This window comes from Pseudomonas sp. A1230 (genome assembly GCF_044218825.1).
Lineage (GTDB): Bacteria > Pseudomonadota > Gammaproteobacteria > Pseudomonadales > Pseudomonadaceae > Aquipseudomonas > Aquipseudomonas iridis.
In genome coordinates this window covers 4,859,045-4,874,091 of record NZ_CP162582.1, presented here as the reverse complement: position 1 = coordinate 4,874,091, position 15,047 = coordinate 4,859,045, and the positions used below count along the sequence as shown (strand labels likewise).

Sequence of the window (15,047 nt, the reverse complement as noted above, 5' to 3'; positions counted from 1 at the left end):
CAGGCTCGCTCCCACAGTGTTTTGGGTGAATACAAAAAGAATATCCACAGGAGCGTGGAACATGCGGTGGGCGACGTATTTCGCCGTGTTGGCGTCTGTCTTGAGTGTCGGCCTGGCCCTGGGGGTCAGCATGCCGTTGGTGTCGTTGCGTCTGGAGGGCTGGGGCTACGGCGCCTTCGCCATTGGCGTAATGGCAGCGATGCCGGCCATTGGCGTGTTGCTTGGCGCGAAAATCTCCAGTCACCTGGCGGCGCGTTTCGGCACGGCGAACCTGATGCGTCTGTGCCTGTGGGCCGGAGCGCTGTCCATTGGCCTGTTGGCGCTATTGCCGAGCTATCCGGTCTGGCTGGTGCTGCGCCTGATGATCGGCGTGATCCTGACCATAGTGTTCATCCTCGGCGAGAGCTGGATCAATCAGCTGGTGGTCGAGCATTGGCGCGGTCGACTGGTGGCGCTGTATGGCAGCAGTTATGCGCTGAGCCAGCTGTCTGGCCCTTTGCTGCTGGGCGCGCTCGGCACCGAAGACGATTACGGATTTTGGGTCGGTGTCGCGCTGCTGATGGTTTCCCCGTTGCTGTTGTTGCGCCGTAGCGGTGCGCCGAGCAGTGAAGCGAGCAGCGTGACCTTCCGCGACCTGTGGGGCTTTGCCCGCGAGCTGCCGGCGATTGCCTGGGCGGTGTCGTTGTTTGCCGCGTTCGAGGCGATGATCCTGACGTTGCTGCCGGTGTATTGCCTGCAACAGGGTTTTACCGCCGAAATCGCCTTGGCGATGGTCAGTACCGTGGTGGTGGGCGATGCGCTGCTGCAATTGCCGATTGGCGCGTTAGCCGATTACCTGTCGCGGCGCACCCTGTTTACCGGGTGCGCGGTGGTGTTGATGCTGTCGAGCCTGGCGATTCCGATGCTGATCGACACGTTGCTGATCTGGCCGCTGTGGGTGTTGTTTGGCGCCAGTGCCGGTGGTTTGTTCACGCTGTCGCTGATCCTCATCGGTGAACGTTACCGTGATGACGCGCTGGTGCGAGCCAATGCGCATATCGCGCAACTGTGGGGCGTTGGCTGTCTGATCGGGCCGTTGGCGGCCGGGGCGGGCAGTCAGTGGATCAGCGGGCATGCGTTGCCCTGGTTGATGGCAGCGGGGGCGTTCGGGTTGGTGATTCTGCTGTCGCGCCAAGGCGCTTTCGGCTCGGCACAGACTGCTTAGATCAAAAGACCGAACGATCTTCTGATCTTTAAAGCATCCGCTCCAGGCCAACGCTGGTACTGAACCACGCATTGAACCGGCGCCACCAACTCCCCGGTTCCTTGCTCAGCGTGTGCATCTGACCGTTATCCTCGGTCACCCAGACGATATTCCCATCCTGCAATTTCGCTTCGTAGCTGAGTGCCGGCGCCATGCCTTGCATCGCCAGTTCGCGCACATGCTCGGCAAGCTGCGGACTGTCCACCAGCACGCCGACTTCGGTATTCCACAGCACCGAGCGAGGGTCGAAATTGAACGAGCCAATAAACGATTTACGCCGGTCGAAGATTATCGCCTTACTGTGCAGGCTGGAGTCCGAGCCGCGAAAGGACTTGCTGTAAAACACGTGCGGGCCACTGCCCCCACCGTCCCCCGGTTGGCGGCGCAGTTCGAACAGTTTTACGCCATGCTCCAGCAGCGCCTTGCGATAAGGCGCATACCCGCCATGCACCGCCGGTACATCCGTGGCCTCCAGCGAGTTGGTCAGCAGGCTTACCGAAACCCCGGCATCAGCACGCCCGGTCAGGTACACGAGCCCCGGCTGGCCCGGTACGAAATAGGCCGAGATCATGATCAGTTCTTTGCTGACCCCCGTGAGCTCTGGCGCCAGTTGCGTGGTCAGGAGCAATTGCGGGTCTGGCTCGCCTTTGGACAGCACCTTGCTCGGCGCATCCCACAGCGCCTGGTTCCACGCCCAGATCAGCTCTTTGCGCCAGATGTCCATGCGCGGGTCTGTCTTGAACGTCATCAACTGCTGATACAGCGCGTGGTTCTGCTTTCGGGTTTCCTCCAGCGATTTTTCGAGGCGCATGCGGGTGTTTTGCAAATCCCTGGCCGTCGGTTTGCTGCTGAGGAACTCGTCGATGGGTTTGCTCAACGCGCTGTTCCAGTACTGATCGAAACTGTGCCCGAGCTGCTCGGCCACCGGCCCCACGCTGAGCATGTCGATGTCAGTGAAATTCAGATTCGGCTCGGCATCGAAGTACTCGTCGCCCAGATTGCGTCCGCCGACGATGGCCACGCTGTTATCCGCCAGCCATAACTTGTTGTGCATCCGCCGGTGTTGCAGCGACAGGTTGAACAGTCGTCCGGCTGCCCGGGTCACGCCGGTGCTGCGCCCCAGGTGCAGCGGATTGAACAGACGGATATGGATCTGCGGGTGCGCCGCCAGTGTCGCGATGATCTGGTCGAGACCGTCGCTGGTGGTGTCGTCGAGCAGAATCCGCACGCGTACGCCACGGTCGGCGGCTTTCAACAATTCTTCCACCAGCATCCGTGTGCTGACGCCGTCATGCACGATGTAGTACTGCAAATCGAGGCTGCTTTGCGCGTGGCGAATCAGTTCGGCACGGGCGGTGAACGCCTCGGTGCTGTTGGAAAGCAAACGAAAGCCGGATTGCCCTCCGTACGGCGCCGCCTGAGCTTGAATCGACCGGCCGAAAGCCGAGTCGGACGCTGGCATTGCCTGGCTCGGTTCGCGTGGGACGTTCAGGCTCGCGCAACTGCTGAGCAGGAGCATGAGAAGTACAGGGAAAAGTAGGACCGTTCTGGATCTCAAGGAGGATCATCTCATGGCGGGTCGAAGGTCGAAGTATGGCACGGGCGTAGGACATTCTTTGTTCAGATTAAATTCACTCTGGACTTTGAGTCGGCTCTGTCGATGCCCGCTGAAAAGGACTACGCAGTACGTCGAAAACGCTATGCCTGCCAGGTGACTGGAACCTACAGAAAAGCCTCTCTGAACCGGGAATGATGTGCGGGCATAACGGCCGCTCAGGACTGCGCAACGTCCTGAAACGACCTGTGTATGTACCCAACCATCAACCGGTAAATAACAATGAAAAAACTCTATGCAGCCAGTGCCTTGCTATTGGCACTGTCACCCTTTGCAGCTCGGGCCGCCAGCGTCGACCTTACGGTCTCCGGCACAGTGATTCCGACGTCCTGCGTTCCGGCATTCGCCGGTGGCAGCAACGTTAATCTGGGGCGTATTTTTTCCGCCAGTCTGAGCGCAACGCAGCAGAACGATCTGCCTCCAAGGGACATCACCCTAAAAGTCGCGTGCGATGCACCGGCGGCGGTTGAAATCTCGGCGACTGACAACCGTGCCGCCACCAAAGTGTCAGGCCTGACGTTCAATGGCCGGACTTCTGACACACTTTATTACGGTCTAGGCAACACAAAGGGTGTCGGCATTGGCGGTTTCGGTCTGTTGACCGGCCAGCCACTGGCCGATGGCACGCCACAAACCTTCCTGGTACGCAGCCCACAAAACCGCGTTTGGCGTGTACCGGCCGCCGGCCTGGTATCCAACGCACCTATCACTTATTCGTGGGGGCCAAGTGCTGCGGCGGGTCCTGCCGCTGCTCGGCTGCACACGTTCCCGATGCAGGTCGCGGCAGCGATTCGCCCGACCGCCGATCTGCCGCCGACCACAGATGAGTTCCAGCTCGATGGTTCGGTGACGTTCAACGTGTTCTACCTCTGAGTCGAAAAACTGACGAGCCCGTGCGGATCGCGTGATGCGCCTCGCAGGACCTGAATAGCGTTAGCGCGTATTTTTTCGCATCAAGGTATCGGCCGAAATCGCCTGGCGCATTCGGCCGATGCCCGCTGGAGAATTTCATGTATCCCCTTTTATCTTTCCAGGTGCCTGCCGCCTTCGTGGCCGTGTGCCTGTCATTCATGAGCACCAGTAGCCATGCCGCTGGCATGGTTCCGGAAACGCCGGTTGTGGTGGTCGATCAAGCGTCGGGGGAGGCGACCCTGAATGTCCGCAACTCCAACGACCAGCCAGCACTGCTCTACAGCACCATCGAGCACATCCCTCAGGATACCGAGCCGCTGCTATTGCTCAATCCGCCGGTGGCTCGTGTCGAGCCGGGCAAAAGTCAGCAGGTGCGGTTCATTTTGCGGGAGGTCGGACCGCTGAAAACCGAGCGCCTGCAACGCGTGGTATTCGAAGGGATCAGCCCGCGGCAAGGGGGGAGCGGCGCGCAGGTGCATCTGACCGTGCGCCAGAACATCCCGGTGATTGTCCGGCCGGCCAACCTGGCTATCGACCGTATGCCCTGGAAGCGCCTGGTCTGGAGCGTTGCCGGCCAGCAAGTGCGCGTGAGTAACCCGAGTCCGTATGTGGTCAGGCTGTCCAAAGCGGTGAACCTGATTCCCGGTGGCGTCACGCTCGATCTGCAACGCACTTACATTCTGCCGGGCGAAGTGCTGATGCTCGACGCATCGTCGACATTGGGCAGTCACGTACGGTTGTTTCCGGCGTCAACTTACGGTTTTGCCGTCGACAGCTACGACGCGCCGTTGATCGTTCAAAAATGAAACGCAGCGCGCTGCTCCTGCGGGCATTTTGCGCTGTCCCCGGCTGGCTGGCACCGGTCCTCCTGATGCCTTCAGTAGTCGCCGCTCAGACATATATCGAATTCGACCCGGCGGTATTGGAAGCTCGCGGTATCGACCCTGCCACCGCCCGGTTTTTCGGCGTGGAACCCCGTTTCACGGCCGGACGCAGTCGAGTGGCGCTTGAGGTCAACGGCAGGGCTATGGGTTCGGTTGTGGCGAGATTTGATGGCGACGGGCAGCTATGTCTCGATAACCGGTTGCTGGATCAGGCGTCCATTGCAGTACCTTCCGGCTTGCCCGACAACGCCAACAATGGCAGCTGTGTTCACGTGGGCCAGCATCTGCCTGGTGTGCAGGTACGGCTTGATCCCGGTTCGCAAAGAGTGATGCTGTTGGTACCGACAGGTTTGCTGCTTGAACCAAAGTCTGGCGCGCGCGCCTGGCAATCGGGCGGCAGTGCCGGGTTATTCAACTACGACGCGCTAGTGGTGAGCGACTCCAGCCTTGGCCAGTCGACCCAATATCTAAACCTTGCTACCGAGTTGGGATTCAATGCCGCCGACTGGGTGGTGCGCAGTCGGCAGAACTACAACTCATCTGCGGGTGTCGAGCGTTTCGATCTTCTCTATACCCATGCTTCGCGCACATGGGAGGCGTATGCGGCGGAGGTGCAGGTCGGGCAGCTCAACATGCGTTCATCCTTGTTCGCGGGGGAGCCGTTCACGGGTGTGCAAATCTTGCCCGACTCGGCCTTGGCCGGGGCCGTGGCAGACGATCCCGGTAGCGGCTCGGTTGTGGAAGGTCATGCACCTTCGCCCGCGCGCGTCGAAGTTCGGCAGAGCGGCGTGGTGGTCTATTCCACTGTCGTACCCGGCGGGCCGTTTGCGCTGCGTAATTTGCCGCTGTTGAGCCGTCATCTGGATCTGGAAGTCACCGTTGTGGCCGAAAGTGGTGAGCGCCACGTATTTCTCGTTTCGGCCGCCTCTTTGAGAGCCCCGTCCCTGCCGGCGAAACCCGGATATGGGCTCGCGGCAGGAAAGGTCCGGCGAATGCGCAATGATGACCGCGAAGCGCCGGCCTTCGTGGCGGCCAGCAAAGACTGGTTGTTGGGCTCGACGACTGGCTTCAGCGCCGGGATCATGGGTGCTGGCGACTATCGTTCCATAGGCTGGGAGTTAAAGCAGGCTTTGGGCATGGGGGCGGTGGTCAGCGTGCAGCAGCTGAATTCCATGACCGTGAATTCGGGCCAGGGCCGGAGGACGCAAGCGGCGCTCGGGATGCCTTTGGGCTACGGCCTGTCAGCCAGTATCAACATGAGCCGACGGAGTGCGGGTTTTCGTACCCTGGCGCAGACGGGGCAGGGTGCTGGAGAGGAGCTGGACCAGCAGGGCGAGCGACAATGGGGCGCCGGGGTCAACTACTCGAGTCGTGACTGGGGCGCCTTTTCGGGCTTTTGGTCAACGTATGCGGGGCAGGGCAGCACGCAACATTCGCGGATGGGGGCGACATGGTCGCAGACTTTTTCCAAGGCCAATCTATCGCTCAGTGTTCAGCGCGAAAGCAGTGGTTCCGCCATGGGAGGGCGAGGTGGCGGTGCCTATCTGACCGTTGGTTTCCCGCTGGGAAGCAAAGGCAGAGTGAACACATTCGCCCGGCACGACGAGCAGCGGGGATTGCGCACGGGTACCCGTTATGCCGAACAATTGAGCGACACGCTGAATTACAGCGTGGAAATGACGCGGGTGCAGAACGGGCAAACCGACTTCAATGCCCGGCTCAGTGCATTGCCGCGTTACACCAGTGTCGACCTTGGTTACTCGCGTAACAGCGTCGGCTCGACCCGTTATGACGCCGGGCTGCGCGGCGGTCTGGTGCTGCACGAAGCGGGCGTGACGCTTTCGCCTTATCCGGTGCGCGAGACTTTTGCGCTGGTCAAGGCGGGTGAGAATGCCGGTATCCAGCTGAGTACACCGCAAGGTCCGGTCTGGACCGATGGCGCGGGGCGGGCAGTGGCTTCCAGTTTGTCGGCGTGGCGCACCAATCGAGTCGAAATCGACACCCGCAGCCTGCCGCGCAATGTTGATGTACTCAATGGTTATCAGGAAGTCGAAGCCGGACGTGGCGCCGTGCCGCGCCTGGACTTTCCCGTAGACACCGTGCGCCGTCTGATGCTGCAGGTGCGTACGCCTGACGGTTTGCCCGTCCCCAAAGGCGCATCGGTGCAGGATGGGCAAGGTAACTATCTCACCAGTGTGGTGGATGCCGGGCTGGTGTACCTGGCCGATGCACCAGTCCTGGTGCGGTTGCGGATCGACGCCGGCATCGGTCAAGCCTGTCAGGTCGAGGTCGACGCGCCGGCAAGCAGCGACACCGATAAGCTCTATGCAACGGTCGACGCGGTCTGCCAATCAGTCGAGGGCCAGTAGCCGGATCGCCGCTGCGCCAACTTTACGCACCGCCTCTTCAATTTGCGGCGTTGGTTTGGCGGCGTAGTTCATCCGCAGGCAATTGCGGTACTTGCCGGAGGCGGAAAAGATGCTGCCAACAGCAATCTGTACGCCTTCTTCAAGCAGCGCACGATTCAGTTTCAGGGCGTCGAAGCCTTCCGGCAGTTCGACCCACAACATAAAGCTGCCTTGCGGGCGGCTGGCGCGCGTGCCGGCGGGGAAGTAGCGGGTCACCCAGTCGATCATCATGTCGCGATTGCGCTGGTATTGCGTACGCATCCGCCGCAAATGCGGCTCGAAATGACCGGACTTGAGAAATTCGGCAATGGCGATCTGCGGCTGTGGCGCGGTCGATCCGGTGCTGATGTATTTCATGTGCAGCACCCGTTCCAGATATCGACCCGGCGCAACCCAGCCGATGCGCAGCCCCGGCGCCAACGTCTTGGAAAACGAACTGCACAACAACACGCGGCCGTCTTCATCGAAGGATTTGATCGTGCGTGGACGCGGGTAGGTGTAGGCCAGTTCGCCATACACATCGTCCTCGATGATCGCTACGTCGAAGCGCTGTGCGAGGTTGAGCAGGGCGCGTTTGCGCGACTCCGGCATGATGTAGCCAAGCGGGTTGTTGCAGTTGGGCGTGAGCTGGATGACCTTGATCGGCCATTGTTCCAGCGCTAGTTCCAACGCTTCGAGACTGATGCCGGTGAGTGGGTCGGTGGGGATTTCCAGGGCCTTCATGCCCAGCCCCTTGAGTGTCTGCATGGCACCATGGAAGCTTGGCGAATCCACCGCGACGATGTCGCCGGGTTCGCAGATCGCCCGGATGCTGGTGGACAGCGCTTCGTGGCAACCGGTGGTGACGACGAGATCGCTGGCGCTCAACTGGCAGCCGGAATCGAGCATCAGCCGGGCAATCTGCTCACGCAATTCGAGGGTGCCGTGGATATTGTCGTAATACAGGCCGGGCATGTCCTGGCGGCGACTGATCCGCGCCAGTCCGCGCAGCAACGGCTTCATGGTCGGTGAGCTGATGTCGGGCATGCCGCGACCGAGTTGCACCACATCCTTGCGCGGCACCGCGCGAATCAGTTCCAGCACCTGATCCCACTGCGAGATATCCACAGGTCGCTGTGCCGGCCGGCCAACGGCGGGCAGATCCGGCAGCTCGCGTCCGACCGGCACGAAGTAACCGGATTTGGGTTTCGGCGTGGCCAGGCCACCGTCTTCAAGCATGCGATAAGCCTGCTGCACCGTGCTGAGGCTGACGCCATGTTCTACGCTCAGTGCGCGCACCGACGGTAGTCGATCACCTGGTCGATAGAAGCCTTGTTCGATGCGTGTGCCGAGCAGCTCGGCGAGATTCACATAAAGCGTCATGGCACTGCCTCGATGCAGGTGATTCGAAAAACCAGTACAGATGCGGCATAAATCGACAATTCAGTAGCAGGTATAGCAAATCTGTATGGAAGTAATACAGATGTGCTGAATCTGTAATGCTTTTGCCGACCCGCGCATCATGGAATCTCTGGCTACCCAAGTAAACAGGAGCGACAAAAATGAACGGCTTGAGCGATGTGCGGCTGACGTTACACAGTCAGGAACTGGAGGCAGGGCAGGAGGACAGTGCGTGGAACAGCGCCATGCGCAACGCACCGTCCGGCCTAAGTCGCTGGGGCCTGTTCTGGCATCGTCTGCACACGCGCAAGGCATTGCTGAACCTGACAAGCGATCAGCTCAAGGATGTCGGGTTGTCGCGCGAGCAGGCGCTGGAGGAGGGGTTGAAGCCATTCTGGCGGATCTGAATGGTGTGGTGCCCTTTCGGGCCCCATCGCTGGCAAGCCAGCTCCCACAGGTTCTTGGGTGAACACAAATATCGTGAGCACCCATGGTCATTGTGGGAGCTGGCTTGCCAGCGATGACGGCTTCAAGGTCGCAGCAATGCCCTCAGACCAGCTCTTTGAGGCGATGCCACAGCATCCCCAGCGCCAACAACGGCGAGCGCAAATGCTTGCCGCCGGGGAAGGTGATATGCGGCACCTTGGCGAACAGATCAAACCCGCCGCTGTGCTGCCCGCTGATCGCTTCGGCCAGCAACTTGCCCGCGAGGTGCGTGGCATTCACGCCGTGCCCCGAGTACGCCTGGGCGTAATACACATTCGGCTGATCCGCGAGCCGACCGATCTGCGGCAAACGGTTGGCGCCGATGCCGATCATCCCGCCCCACTGATAATCGATTTTCACCCCGGCCAACTGCGGAAACACTTCAAGCATCTTCGGCTGCATGTACGCGCCGATGTCCTTCGGGTCGCGCCCCGAGTAATGGCAGGCACCGCCGAACAGCAAGCGGCGATCCGCCGAGAGCCGGTAGTAATCCAGCGCCACACGTTGGTCGCATACCGCCATATTTTGCGGCAGCAACTGGTGAGCCAGTTGTTCGCTCAACGGCTCGGTGGCGATGATGTAGCTGCCGGCGGGCAACACTTTGCCGCTGAGCTGCGCATTGAGGTTGTTCAGATAGGCGTTGCAGCCCAGCACCAGGGTCTTGGCGCGAACTGAACCCTGGGCGGTATGCACGCGGACTTGCGGGCCGTAATCGATGCGTGTGACGGCCGACTGTTCGAACAGTCTGACGCCCAGTTGCTGCGCTGCTGCGGCTTCGCCCAACGCCAGATTCAGCGGATGCAGATGGCCGGAACCCATGTCGATCAAACCACCGATGTAGCGTTTGGAGCCGACCACGGTGTGCATTTCATCGGCTTGCAGCAGCCGGGTTTCGTGGCGATAACCGAGGCTGCGCAGCTCCTCGGCATCTTCGGCAAAGCCTACGAGGTCCGACGGCTTGTTGGCGAGGTCGCAATAGCCCCAGGTCAGATCGCAGGCAATCTGAAAACGCTCGACGCGCTGACGGACAATTTCCACGGCTTCCAGGCCCATGAGTTTCATCTGTCGCACGCCATCGGCGCCGATCACGTTTGTGAACTGATCAAGACCATGGCCAACCCCGCGAATCAGTTGCCCGCCGTTGCGACCGCTGGCGCCCCAGCCGATCTTGTGCGTTTCCAGCAACACCACGCTGAGGCCACGTTCGGCCAGTTCCAGCGCGGTGTTCAGCCCGGAAAAGCCACCGCCGATCACGCACACGTCCGTAATCACCTCGCCTTGCAGCAACGGATGGTCCGGTTGCGGCAGGCTGCTGGCGGCGTAATAAGAGGCTGCGTGAGGTTGGCTCGCGGTGGTGTGGGCGCGGGCAGTCATGGGCGTCATCCTGAGCGGGGTGTCGAGAAAATTTGACGGAGCATAAGCCGCACGCGCGAAGTCGGGCAACACTGGTCGGCCCGCGGTGTCTGGATCACGGCTTTTGCGGCACAATTGCCGCCTACTCCACGTCGGTCAATGTTTCGATGAGCTGCAACAGCGAGAAAATCCGCACCCTGCGTCAGCAGATCCCCACGTTCGAGTGCGTGCCGGGCTGCCACGACTGCTGTGGGCCCGTGACCACCTCGCCCGAAGAAATGGCGCGCCTGCCGCGCAAGACCCGCGCCGAGCAGGATGCGGCGATGGACGAGCTGAACTGCGTGCACCTGGGGCCGAATGGCTGCACGGTGTACGGCGAACGGCCGCTGATTTGTCGGTTGTTTGGTACCACCAAAACGCTGCCGTGCCCGAATGGGCGGGGGCCTGTGGAACTCATTCATCCCCGCGCTGAAAAGCAAATCTTCGAATACATGGCGGCGAATCGGCAGGTGCTGGTCTAACAGGTTCGCTTCGAACCGCGTTGCTGCCATCGCTGGCAAGCCAGCTCCCAGGGGTTTTTGGGTGAACACAAATATCGAGAACACCCATGATCACTGTGGGAGCTGGCTTGCCAGCGATGGGGCCAGGTCAGACGCCACAAATATCAATCGGGAATAGGCAAGTTCAAGCTTTCCTTAACCTCTTCCATCACGATATAGCTCTTCGATTCACGCACATGCGGCAGCTTCAACAGGATGTCGCCGAGCAGCTTGCGATAAGAGGCCATCTCGGAAATCCGCGCCTTCACCAAATAGTCGAAATCCCCTGACACCAGGTGACACTCCAGCACGTGAGGCAACTTCAGCACCGCGCGTCTGAACTCTTCGAAGGTGTCGCCGGATTTGTAGTCGAGGCTGATCTCGACGAACACCAGCAAGCTACCCTTCAAGTGCTGCGGATTCAGCCGGGCGTTGTAGCCCATGATGATTCCCTCGCGCTCCAGGCGCCGCACCCGCTCGGTGCACGGCGTGGTGGAGAGGCCGACCTTTTCTCCGAGTTCGGTGAACGAAATCCGACCGTCCGCCTGCAGGATCCGCAAAATGTTGCGGTCGATCTTGTCCAGCTCACGTTTGGTCTGAGTGTTGGTACGCATAGGGGATGCGCCTCCGTGAAAAGGGTTTTTGCCGAGAATTGTCGCCAAATATAGGCGCTTATACAGTGAAAAGCACTGGCAAATCTTTCTTACACTGCGCGCATCATTGCTCTAACAACAGACGTACGCGGCACGCCGCGATGAGGGATACAAAAATGCGCGTTATGGTCTTGGGTAGCGGCGTCATCGGTACCGCCAGTGCTTACTATCTGGCCCGTGCCGGGTTTGAAGTGGTGGTGGTCGACCGGCAGCCAGCCGCCGCCATGGAGACCAGCTTCGCCAACGCCGGCCAGGTTTCGCCGGGCTATGCTTCGCCGTGGGCAGCGCCGGGCGTGCCGCTCAAGGCCATCAAGTGGCTGTTGCAACGCCATGCGCCACTGGCGATCAAGGCCACCGCTGACATCGACCAGTACTTGTGGATGGCGCAGATGCTGCGCAACTGCACCGCCAATCGTTACGCGGTGAACAAGGAGCGCATGGTGCGTCTGTCCGAGTACAGTCGTGACTGCCTCGACGAATTGCGCGCCGAAACAGGCATTGCCTACGAGGGTCGCAGCCTCGGTACGACGCAACTGTTCCGAACCCAGGCGCAACTCGATAACGCCGCCAAAGACATCGCCGTGCTGAAAGAATCCGGCGTGCCGTTTGAAGTCCTCGACCGCGCCGGCATTGCCCGCGTCGAGCCGGCCCTGGCGGGCGTGACCGATATTCTCGCCGGAGCCCTGCGCCTGCCGAACGACCAGACCGGCGACTGCCAGATCTTCACCACGCGTCTCGCCGAAATGGCGGTGCAACTGGGTGTGGAATTCCGCTTCGGCCAAGACATCCAGAAACTCGACTTCGCCGGTGATCGCATCAACGGTGTGTGGATCGACGGCAAGCTGGAAACCGCCGACCGCTACGTGCTGGCCCTCGGCAGCTACTCGCCGCAATTGCTCAAGCCGCTGGGCATCAAGGCGCCGGTTTACCCGCTCAAGGGTTACTCGCTGACCGTGCCGATCACCAACCCGGCAATGGCCCCGACTTCGACCATTCTTGACGAGACCTACAAGGTCGCGATCACCCGTTTCGACAACCGCATCCGCGTTGGCGGCATGGCCGAGATCGCCGGTTTTGACCTGTCTTTGAACCCGCGTCGGCGCGAAACCCTGGAGATGATCGTCAACGACCTTTATCCTCAGGGCGGCAATCTGGCCGAGGCGAGCTTCTGGACCGGCCTGCGTCCGACCACTCCGGACGGCACGCCGATCGTGGGCGCGACGCCGTTCAAGAACCTGTTCCTCAACACGGGTCACGGCACGCTCGGCTGGACCATGGCGTGCGGGTCCGGTCGTTTGCTGGCCGACCTGATGGCGAAGAAAAAGCCGCAAATCAGCGCCGAAGGCCTCGATATTTCCCGTTACGGCAACAAAATTCAGGAGTCCGCAAAACATGGCAATCCAGCGCCAGCTCACCAATGAGCGCATGAGTCAGATCGTCAGCCACAACGGCACTGTGTATCTGGCCGGGCAGGTCGGCGATGACTTTGACGCCGGAATTGAACAGCAGACCCGTGAGGTGCTCGCCAACATCGAGCGCTTGCTGGATCTGGCGGGCACTGACAAGCAGCATCTGCTGTCGGCGACCATCTACCTCAACGACATCGAGGCACACTTTGCCGGGATGAACTCGGTGTGGGATCAGTGGCTGCCCAAAGGCGCTGCCCCGGCCCGCGCCACCGTCGAAGCGAAGATGGCCAAACCGAGCATTCTGGTTGAGATTTCCATCGTCGCCGCACTGCCGTAATACGTTGTAAAGATCCCTCTCCCGGTGCTGTTGGCGGTTCACGCCGTCAGCCAGTGCCGGTTTTTATTCCCATGACCGCCTAGAAGTCTGCCGCCATGCGTCCAGCCCGTGCCCTGATCGACCTCCAAGCCCTGCGTCACAACTACCGAATCGCCCGTGAAGTCACCAGCGCCAAGGCGCTCGCGGTGATCAAGGCGGATGCCTACGGCCATGGCGCGGTGCGTTGCGCCCAGGCGCTGGAAGAAGAGGCCGACGGTTTTGCCGTTGCCTGCATCGAAGAGGCCCTGGAGCTGCGCGCCGCCGGCATTCGTGCGCCGGTGTTGTTGCTTGAAGGCTTTTTTGAAGCCGATGAGCTGGCGCTGATCGTCGAGCATGATTTCTGGTGCGTGGTGCATTCGCTGTGGCAGCTCGAAGCAATTGAACAGGCCGCGCTGAACAAGCCGATCACCGTGTGGCTGAAGCTTGATTCGGGCATGCATCGCGTTGGCCTGCATCCCAAGGACTACCCGGCCGCCTATCAACGCCTGCTGGCCAGCGGCAAAGTGGCCAAGATCGTCTTGATGAGCCACTTCGCCCGCGCCGACGAACTGCACGAGCAGAGCAGCGCTGACCAGGTCGCCGTGTTCGAAGCCGCGCGGCAGGGGCTCGCCGCCGAAGTCAGTCTGCGCAACTCGCCTGCGGTGCTCGGCTGGCCACAGATTCACAGCGACTGGGTGCGCCCGGGGATCATGCTCTACGGCGCCACGCCGTTCGAAGAATCCCACACCGTGGCCGGGCGTCTGCTGCCGGTGATGACCCTCGAGTCGAAAGTCATCAGCGTGCGTGAATTGCCGGCCGGCGAACCTGTTGGTTACGGCGCCAAGTTCATCACCGACAAACCGATGCGCATTGGCGTGGTTGCCATGGGTTACGCCGATGGGTACCCACGTCAGGCGCCAACCGGCACGCCGGTTTTGGTCGCGGGCAAACGCAGCCGCATCATCGGCCGAGTATCGATGGACATGCTCTGCATCGACCTCACCGATGTGCCAGAAGCCGGATTGGGTTCGACCGTCGAGCTGTGGGGCAAAAACATCCTCGCCAGTGAAGTGGCGCAGTGGGCCGGCACCATTCCGTACCAGATCTTCTGCAACCTGCGTCGAGTGCCAAGGCTCTATTCCGAGGGTTGAGGCCGCTGCAGAGCCCACGTGTTGTAAATACTGAACGCTGTCGCCATGATAACGCTCAATATTTCTACAACATCAGGAGGCTTAAGCCTTGGACGTCGGTGAACGACTGCAATCGATCCGCAAGCTCAAAGGGCTTTCCCAGCGTGAACTCGCCAAGCGCGCGGGCGTCACCAACAGCACCATTTCGATGATCGAAAAGAACAGCGTCAGCCCTTCGATCAGTTCGCTGAGGAAGGTTCTGGGCGGGATTCCCATGTCCATGGTCGAGTTCTTTTCCGAAGAGATCCTGCAGGAAATACCGACCCAGATCGTTTACAAGGCCAACGAGCTGATCGACATTTCCGACGGCGCCGTGACCATGAAGCTGGTCGGCCGCGCGCACCCTAGCCGGGCCATCGCGTTTCTCAACGAAATCTACCCGCCGGGCGCCGACACCGGCGAAGAAATGCTCACCCACGAGGGCGAGGAAACCGGGATTTTGGTGGAGGGTCGTCTGGAATTGGTGGTGGGTCTTGAAACTTTTATTCTCGAAGCCGGCGATAGCTACTACTTTGAAAGTACCAAGCCGCATCGTTTTCGTAATCCGTTCGACTTGCCTGCGCGACTAATCAGCGCAGCCACGCCGGCGAATTTTTAAACAAAGAGGCGCCAAGCCATAA

At 60.7% G+C, this 15,047-nt stretch carries 14 protein-coding genes; 10 read left to right on the top strand and 4 right to left on the bottom strand.

The genetic code is table 11. The features are described 5' to 3' along the window. The first annotated feature begins 61 nt into the window (after window positions 1-61). Window positions 62-1,204 (top strand): MFS transporter, encoded by a 1,143-nt coding sequence (locus AB4P97_RS22835; protein ID WP_042561746.1) that lies wholly within the window; start codon window positions 62-64, stop codon window positions 1,202-1,204. A gap of 28 nt (window positions 1,205-1,232) precedes the next feature. On the opposite strand, the gene AB4P97_RS22830 is transcribed toward AB4P97_RS22835, so the two are convergent. After that, window positions 1,233-2,762, bottom strand: a complete 1,530-nt coding sequence (locus AB4P97_RS22830; protein WP_395601659.1) for a phospholipase D family protein — start codon at window positions 2,760-2,762, stop codon at window positions 1,233-1,235. A 318-nt stretch (window positions 2,763-3,080) separates the two neighbouring features. Here AB4P97_RS22830 and AB4P97_RS22825 point away from each other — a divergent pair, with 318 nt between their 5' ends. The 3 genes from AB4P97_RS22825 (at window position 3,081) to AB4P97_RS22815 (ending at window position 7,023) form a co-directional block, all read left to right on the top strand. Further along, entirely contained in the window at window positions 3,081-3,731 is a 651-nt protein-coding gene (locus AB4P97_RS22825; protein ID WP_395601658.1) for a DUF1120 domain-containing protein, read from the top strand. Window positions 3,732-3,868: 137 nt separating this feature from the next. Then, window positions 3,869-4,576 carry a fimbria/pilus chaperone family protein gene (locus AB4P97_RS22820; RefSeq protein ID WP_395601657.1) on the top strand — a complete coding sequence of 236 codons (708 nt, stop codon included), beginning with the start codon at window positions 3,869-3,871 and terminating at the stop codon, window positions 4,574-4,576. Window positions 4,577-4,641: 65 nt separating this feature from the next. Next, window positions 4,642-7,023: a fimbria/pilus outer membrane usher protein gene (locus tag AB4P97_RS22815; protein WP_395601656.1), complete on the top strand. Its 2,382-nt coding sequence runs from the start codon at window positions 4,642-4,644 to the stop codon at window positions 7,021-7,023. On the opposite strand, the gene AB4P97_RS22810 is transcribed toward AB4P97_RS22815, so the two are convergent. After that, entirely contained in the window at window positions 7,006-8,424 is a 1,419-nt protein-coding gene (locus AB4P97_RS22810) for a PLP-dependent aminotransferase family protein (RefSeq protein WP_042561742.1), read from the bottom strand. The two genes, AB4P97_RS22815 and AB4P97_RS22810, sit on opposite strands and share 18 nt — an antisense overlap. Window positions 8,425-8,603: 179 nt before the next feature. Here AB4P97_RS22810 and AB4P97_RS22805 point away from each other — a divergent pair, with 179 nt between their 5' ends. After that, entirely contained in the window at window positions 8,604-8,849 is a 246-nt protein-coding gene (locus AB4P97_RS22805) for a DUF1127 domain-containing protein (RefSeq protein ID WP_115146629.1), read from the top strand. A 142-nt stretch (window positions 8,850-8,991) separates the two neighbouring features. On the opposite strand, the gene AB4P97_RS22800 is transcribed toward AB4P97_RS22805, so the two are convergent. Next, window positions 8,992-10,302: an NAD(P)/FAD-dependent oxidoreductase gene (locus tag AB4P97_RS22800; protein WP_395601655.1), complete on the bottom strand. Its 1,311-nt coding sequence runs from the start codon at window positions 10,300-10,302 to the stop codon at window positions 8,992-8,994. Between the two features lie 146 nt (window positions 10,303-10,448). Here AB4P97_RS22800 and AB4P97_RS22795 point away from each other — a divergent pair, with 146 nt between their 5' ends. After that, window positions 10,449-10,802: a YkgJ family cysteine cluster protein gene (locus tag AB4P97_RS22795; RefSeq protein WP_042561739.1), complete on the top strand. Its 354-nt coding sequence runs from the start codon at window positions 10,449-10,451 to the stop codon at window positions 10,800-10,802. A 143-nt stretch (window positions 10,803-10,945) separates the two neighbouring features. On the opposite strand, the gene AB4P97_RS22790 is transcribed toward AB4P97_RS22795, so the two are convergent. Next, window positions 10,946-11,434 (bottom strand): Lrp/AsnC ligand binding domain-containing protein, encoded by a 489-nt coding sequence (locus AB4P97_RS22790; protein ID WP_003206849.1) that lies wholly within the window; start codon window positions 11,432-11,434, stop codon window positions 10,946-10,948. Window positions 11,435-11,589: 155 nt separating this feature from the next. Between AB4P97_RS22790 and dadA the strand changes: the two genes are divergently transcribed. The 4 genes from dadA (at window position 11,590) to AB4P97_RS22770 (ending at window position 15,025) form a co-directional block, all read left to right on the top strand. Further along, window positions 11,590-12,894 (top strand): D-amino acid dehydrogenase, encoded by a 1,305-nt coding sequence (gene dadA / locus AB4P97_RS22785; RefSeq protein ID WP_042561738.1) that lies wholly within the window; start codon window positions 11,590-11,592, stop codon window positions 12,892-12,894. Beyond that, a complete protein-coding gene (locus AB4P97_RS22780; protein WP_042561737.1) occupies window positions 12,866-13,219 on the top strand; it encodes a RidA family protein in 354 nt (117 codons plus the stop codon). Before dadA ends, AB4P97_RS22780 begins: the two co-directional genes overlap by 29 nt. Before the next feature lie 95 nt (window positions 13,220-13,314). Beyond that, window positions 13,315-14,388 carry an alanine racemase gene (gene alr, locus AB4P97_RS22775; protein WP_042561736.1) on the top strand — a complete coding sequence of 358 codons (1,074 nt, stop codon included), beginning with the start codon at window positions 13,315-13,317 and terminating at the stop codon, window positions 14,386-14,388. Between the two features lie 88 nt (window positions 14,389-14,476). Further along, complete coding sequence (locus AB4P97_RS22770) at window positions 14,477-15,025, top strand: cupin domain-containing protein (protein ID WP_025112726.1); 549 nt, start codon at window positions 14,477-14,479, stop codon at window positions 15,023-15,025. The last annotated feature ends 22 nt before the right edge of the window (window positions 15,026-15,047 follow it).

Coding starts and splice junctions, on each gene's coding strand:
- AB4P97_RS22835 (WP_042561746.1), top strand. CDS start 62: ATGCGGTGGGCGACGTATTTCGCCGTGTTGGCGTCTGTCTTGAGTGTC.
- AB4P97_RS22830 (WP_395601659.1), bottom strand. CDS start 2,762: ATGCTCCTGCTCAGCAGTTGCGCGAGCCTGAACGTCCCACGCGAACCG.
- AB4P97_RS22825 (WP_395601658.1), top strand. CDS start 3,081: ATGAAAAAACTCTATGCAGCCAGTGCCTTGCTATTGGCACTGTCACCC.
- AB4P97_RS22820 (WP_395601657.1), top strand. CDS start 3,869: ATGTATCCCCTTTTATCTTTCCAGGTGCCTGCCGCCTTCGTGGCCGTG.
- AB4P97_RS22815 (WP_395601656.1), top strand. CDS start 4,642: ATGCCTTCAGTAGTCGCCGCTCAGACATATATCGAATTCGACCCGGCG.
- AB4P97_RS22810 (WP_042561742.1), bottom strand. CDS start 8,424: ATGACGCTTTATGTGAATCTCGCCGAGCTGCTCGGCACACGCATCGAA.
- AB4P97_RS22805 (WP_115146629.1), top strand. CDS start 8,604: ATGAACGGCTTGAGCGATGTGCGGCTGACGTTACACAGTCAGGAACTG.
- AB4P97_RS22800 (WP_395601655.1), bottom strand. CDS start 10,302: ATGACTGCCCGCGCCCACACCACCGCGAGCCAACCTCACGCAGCCTCT.
- AB4P97_RS22795 (WP_042561739.1), top strand. CDS start 10,449: ATGAGCTGCAACAGCGAGAAAATCCGCACCCTGCGTCAGCAGATCCCC.
- AB4P97_RS22790 (WP_003206849.1), bottom strand. CDS start 11,434: ATGCGTACCAACACTCAGACCAAACGTGAGCTGGACAAGATCGACCGC.
- dadA (WP_042561738.1), top strand. CDS start 11,590: ATGCGCGTTATGGTCTTGGGTAGCGGCGTCATCGGTACCGCCAGTGCT.
- AB4P97_RS22780 (WP_042561737.1), top strand. CDS start 12,866: ATGGCAATCCAGCGCCAGCTCACCAATGAGCGCATGAGTCAGATCGTC.
- alr (WP_042561736.1), top strand. CDS start 13,315: ATGCGTCCAGCCCGTGCCCTGATCGACCTCCAAGCCCTGCGTCACAAC.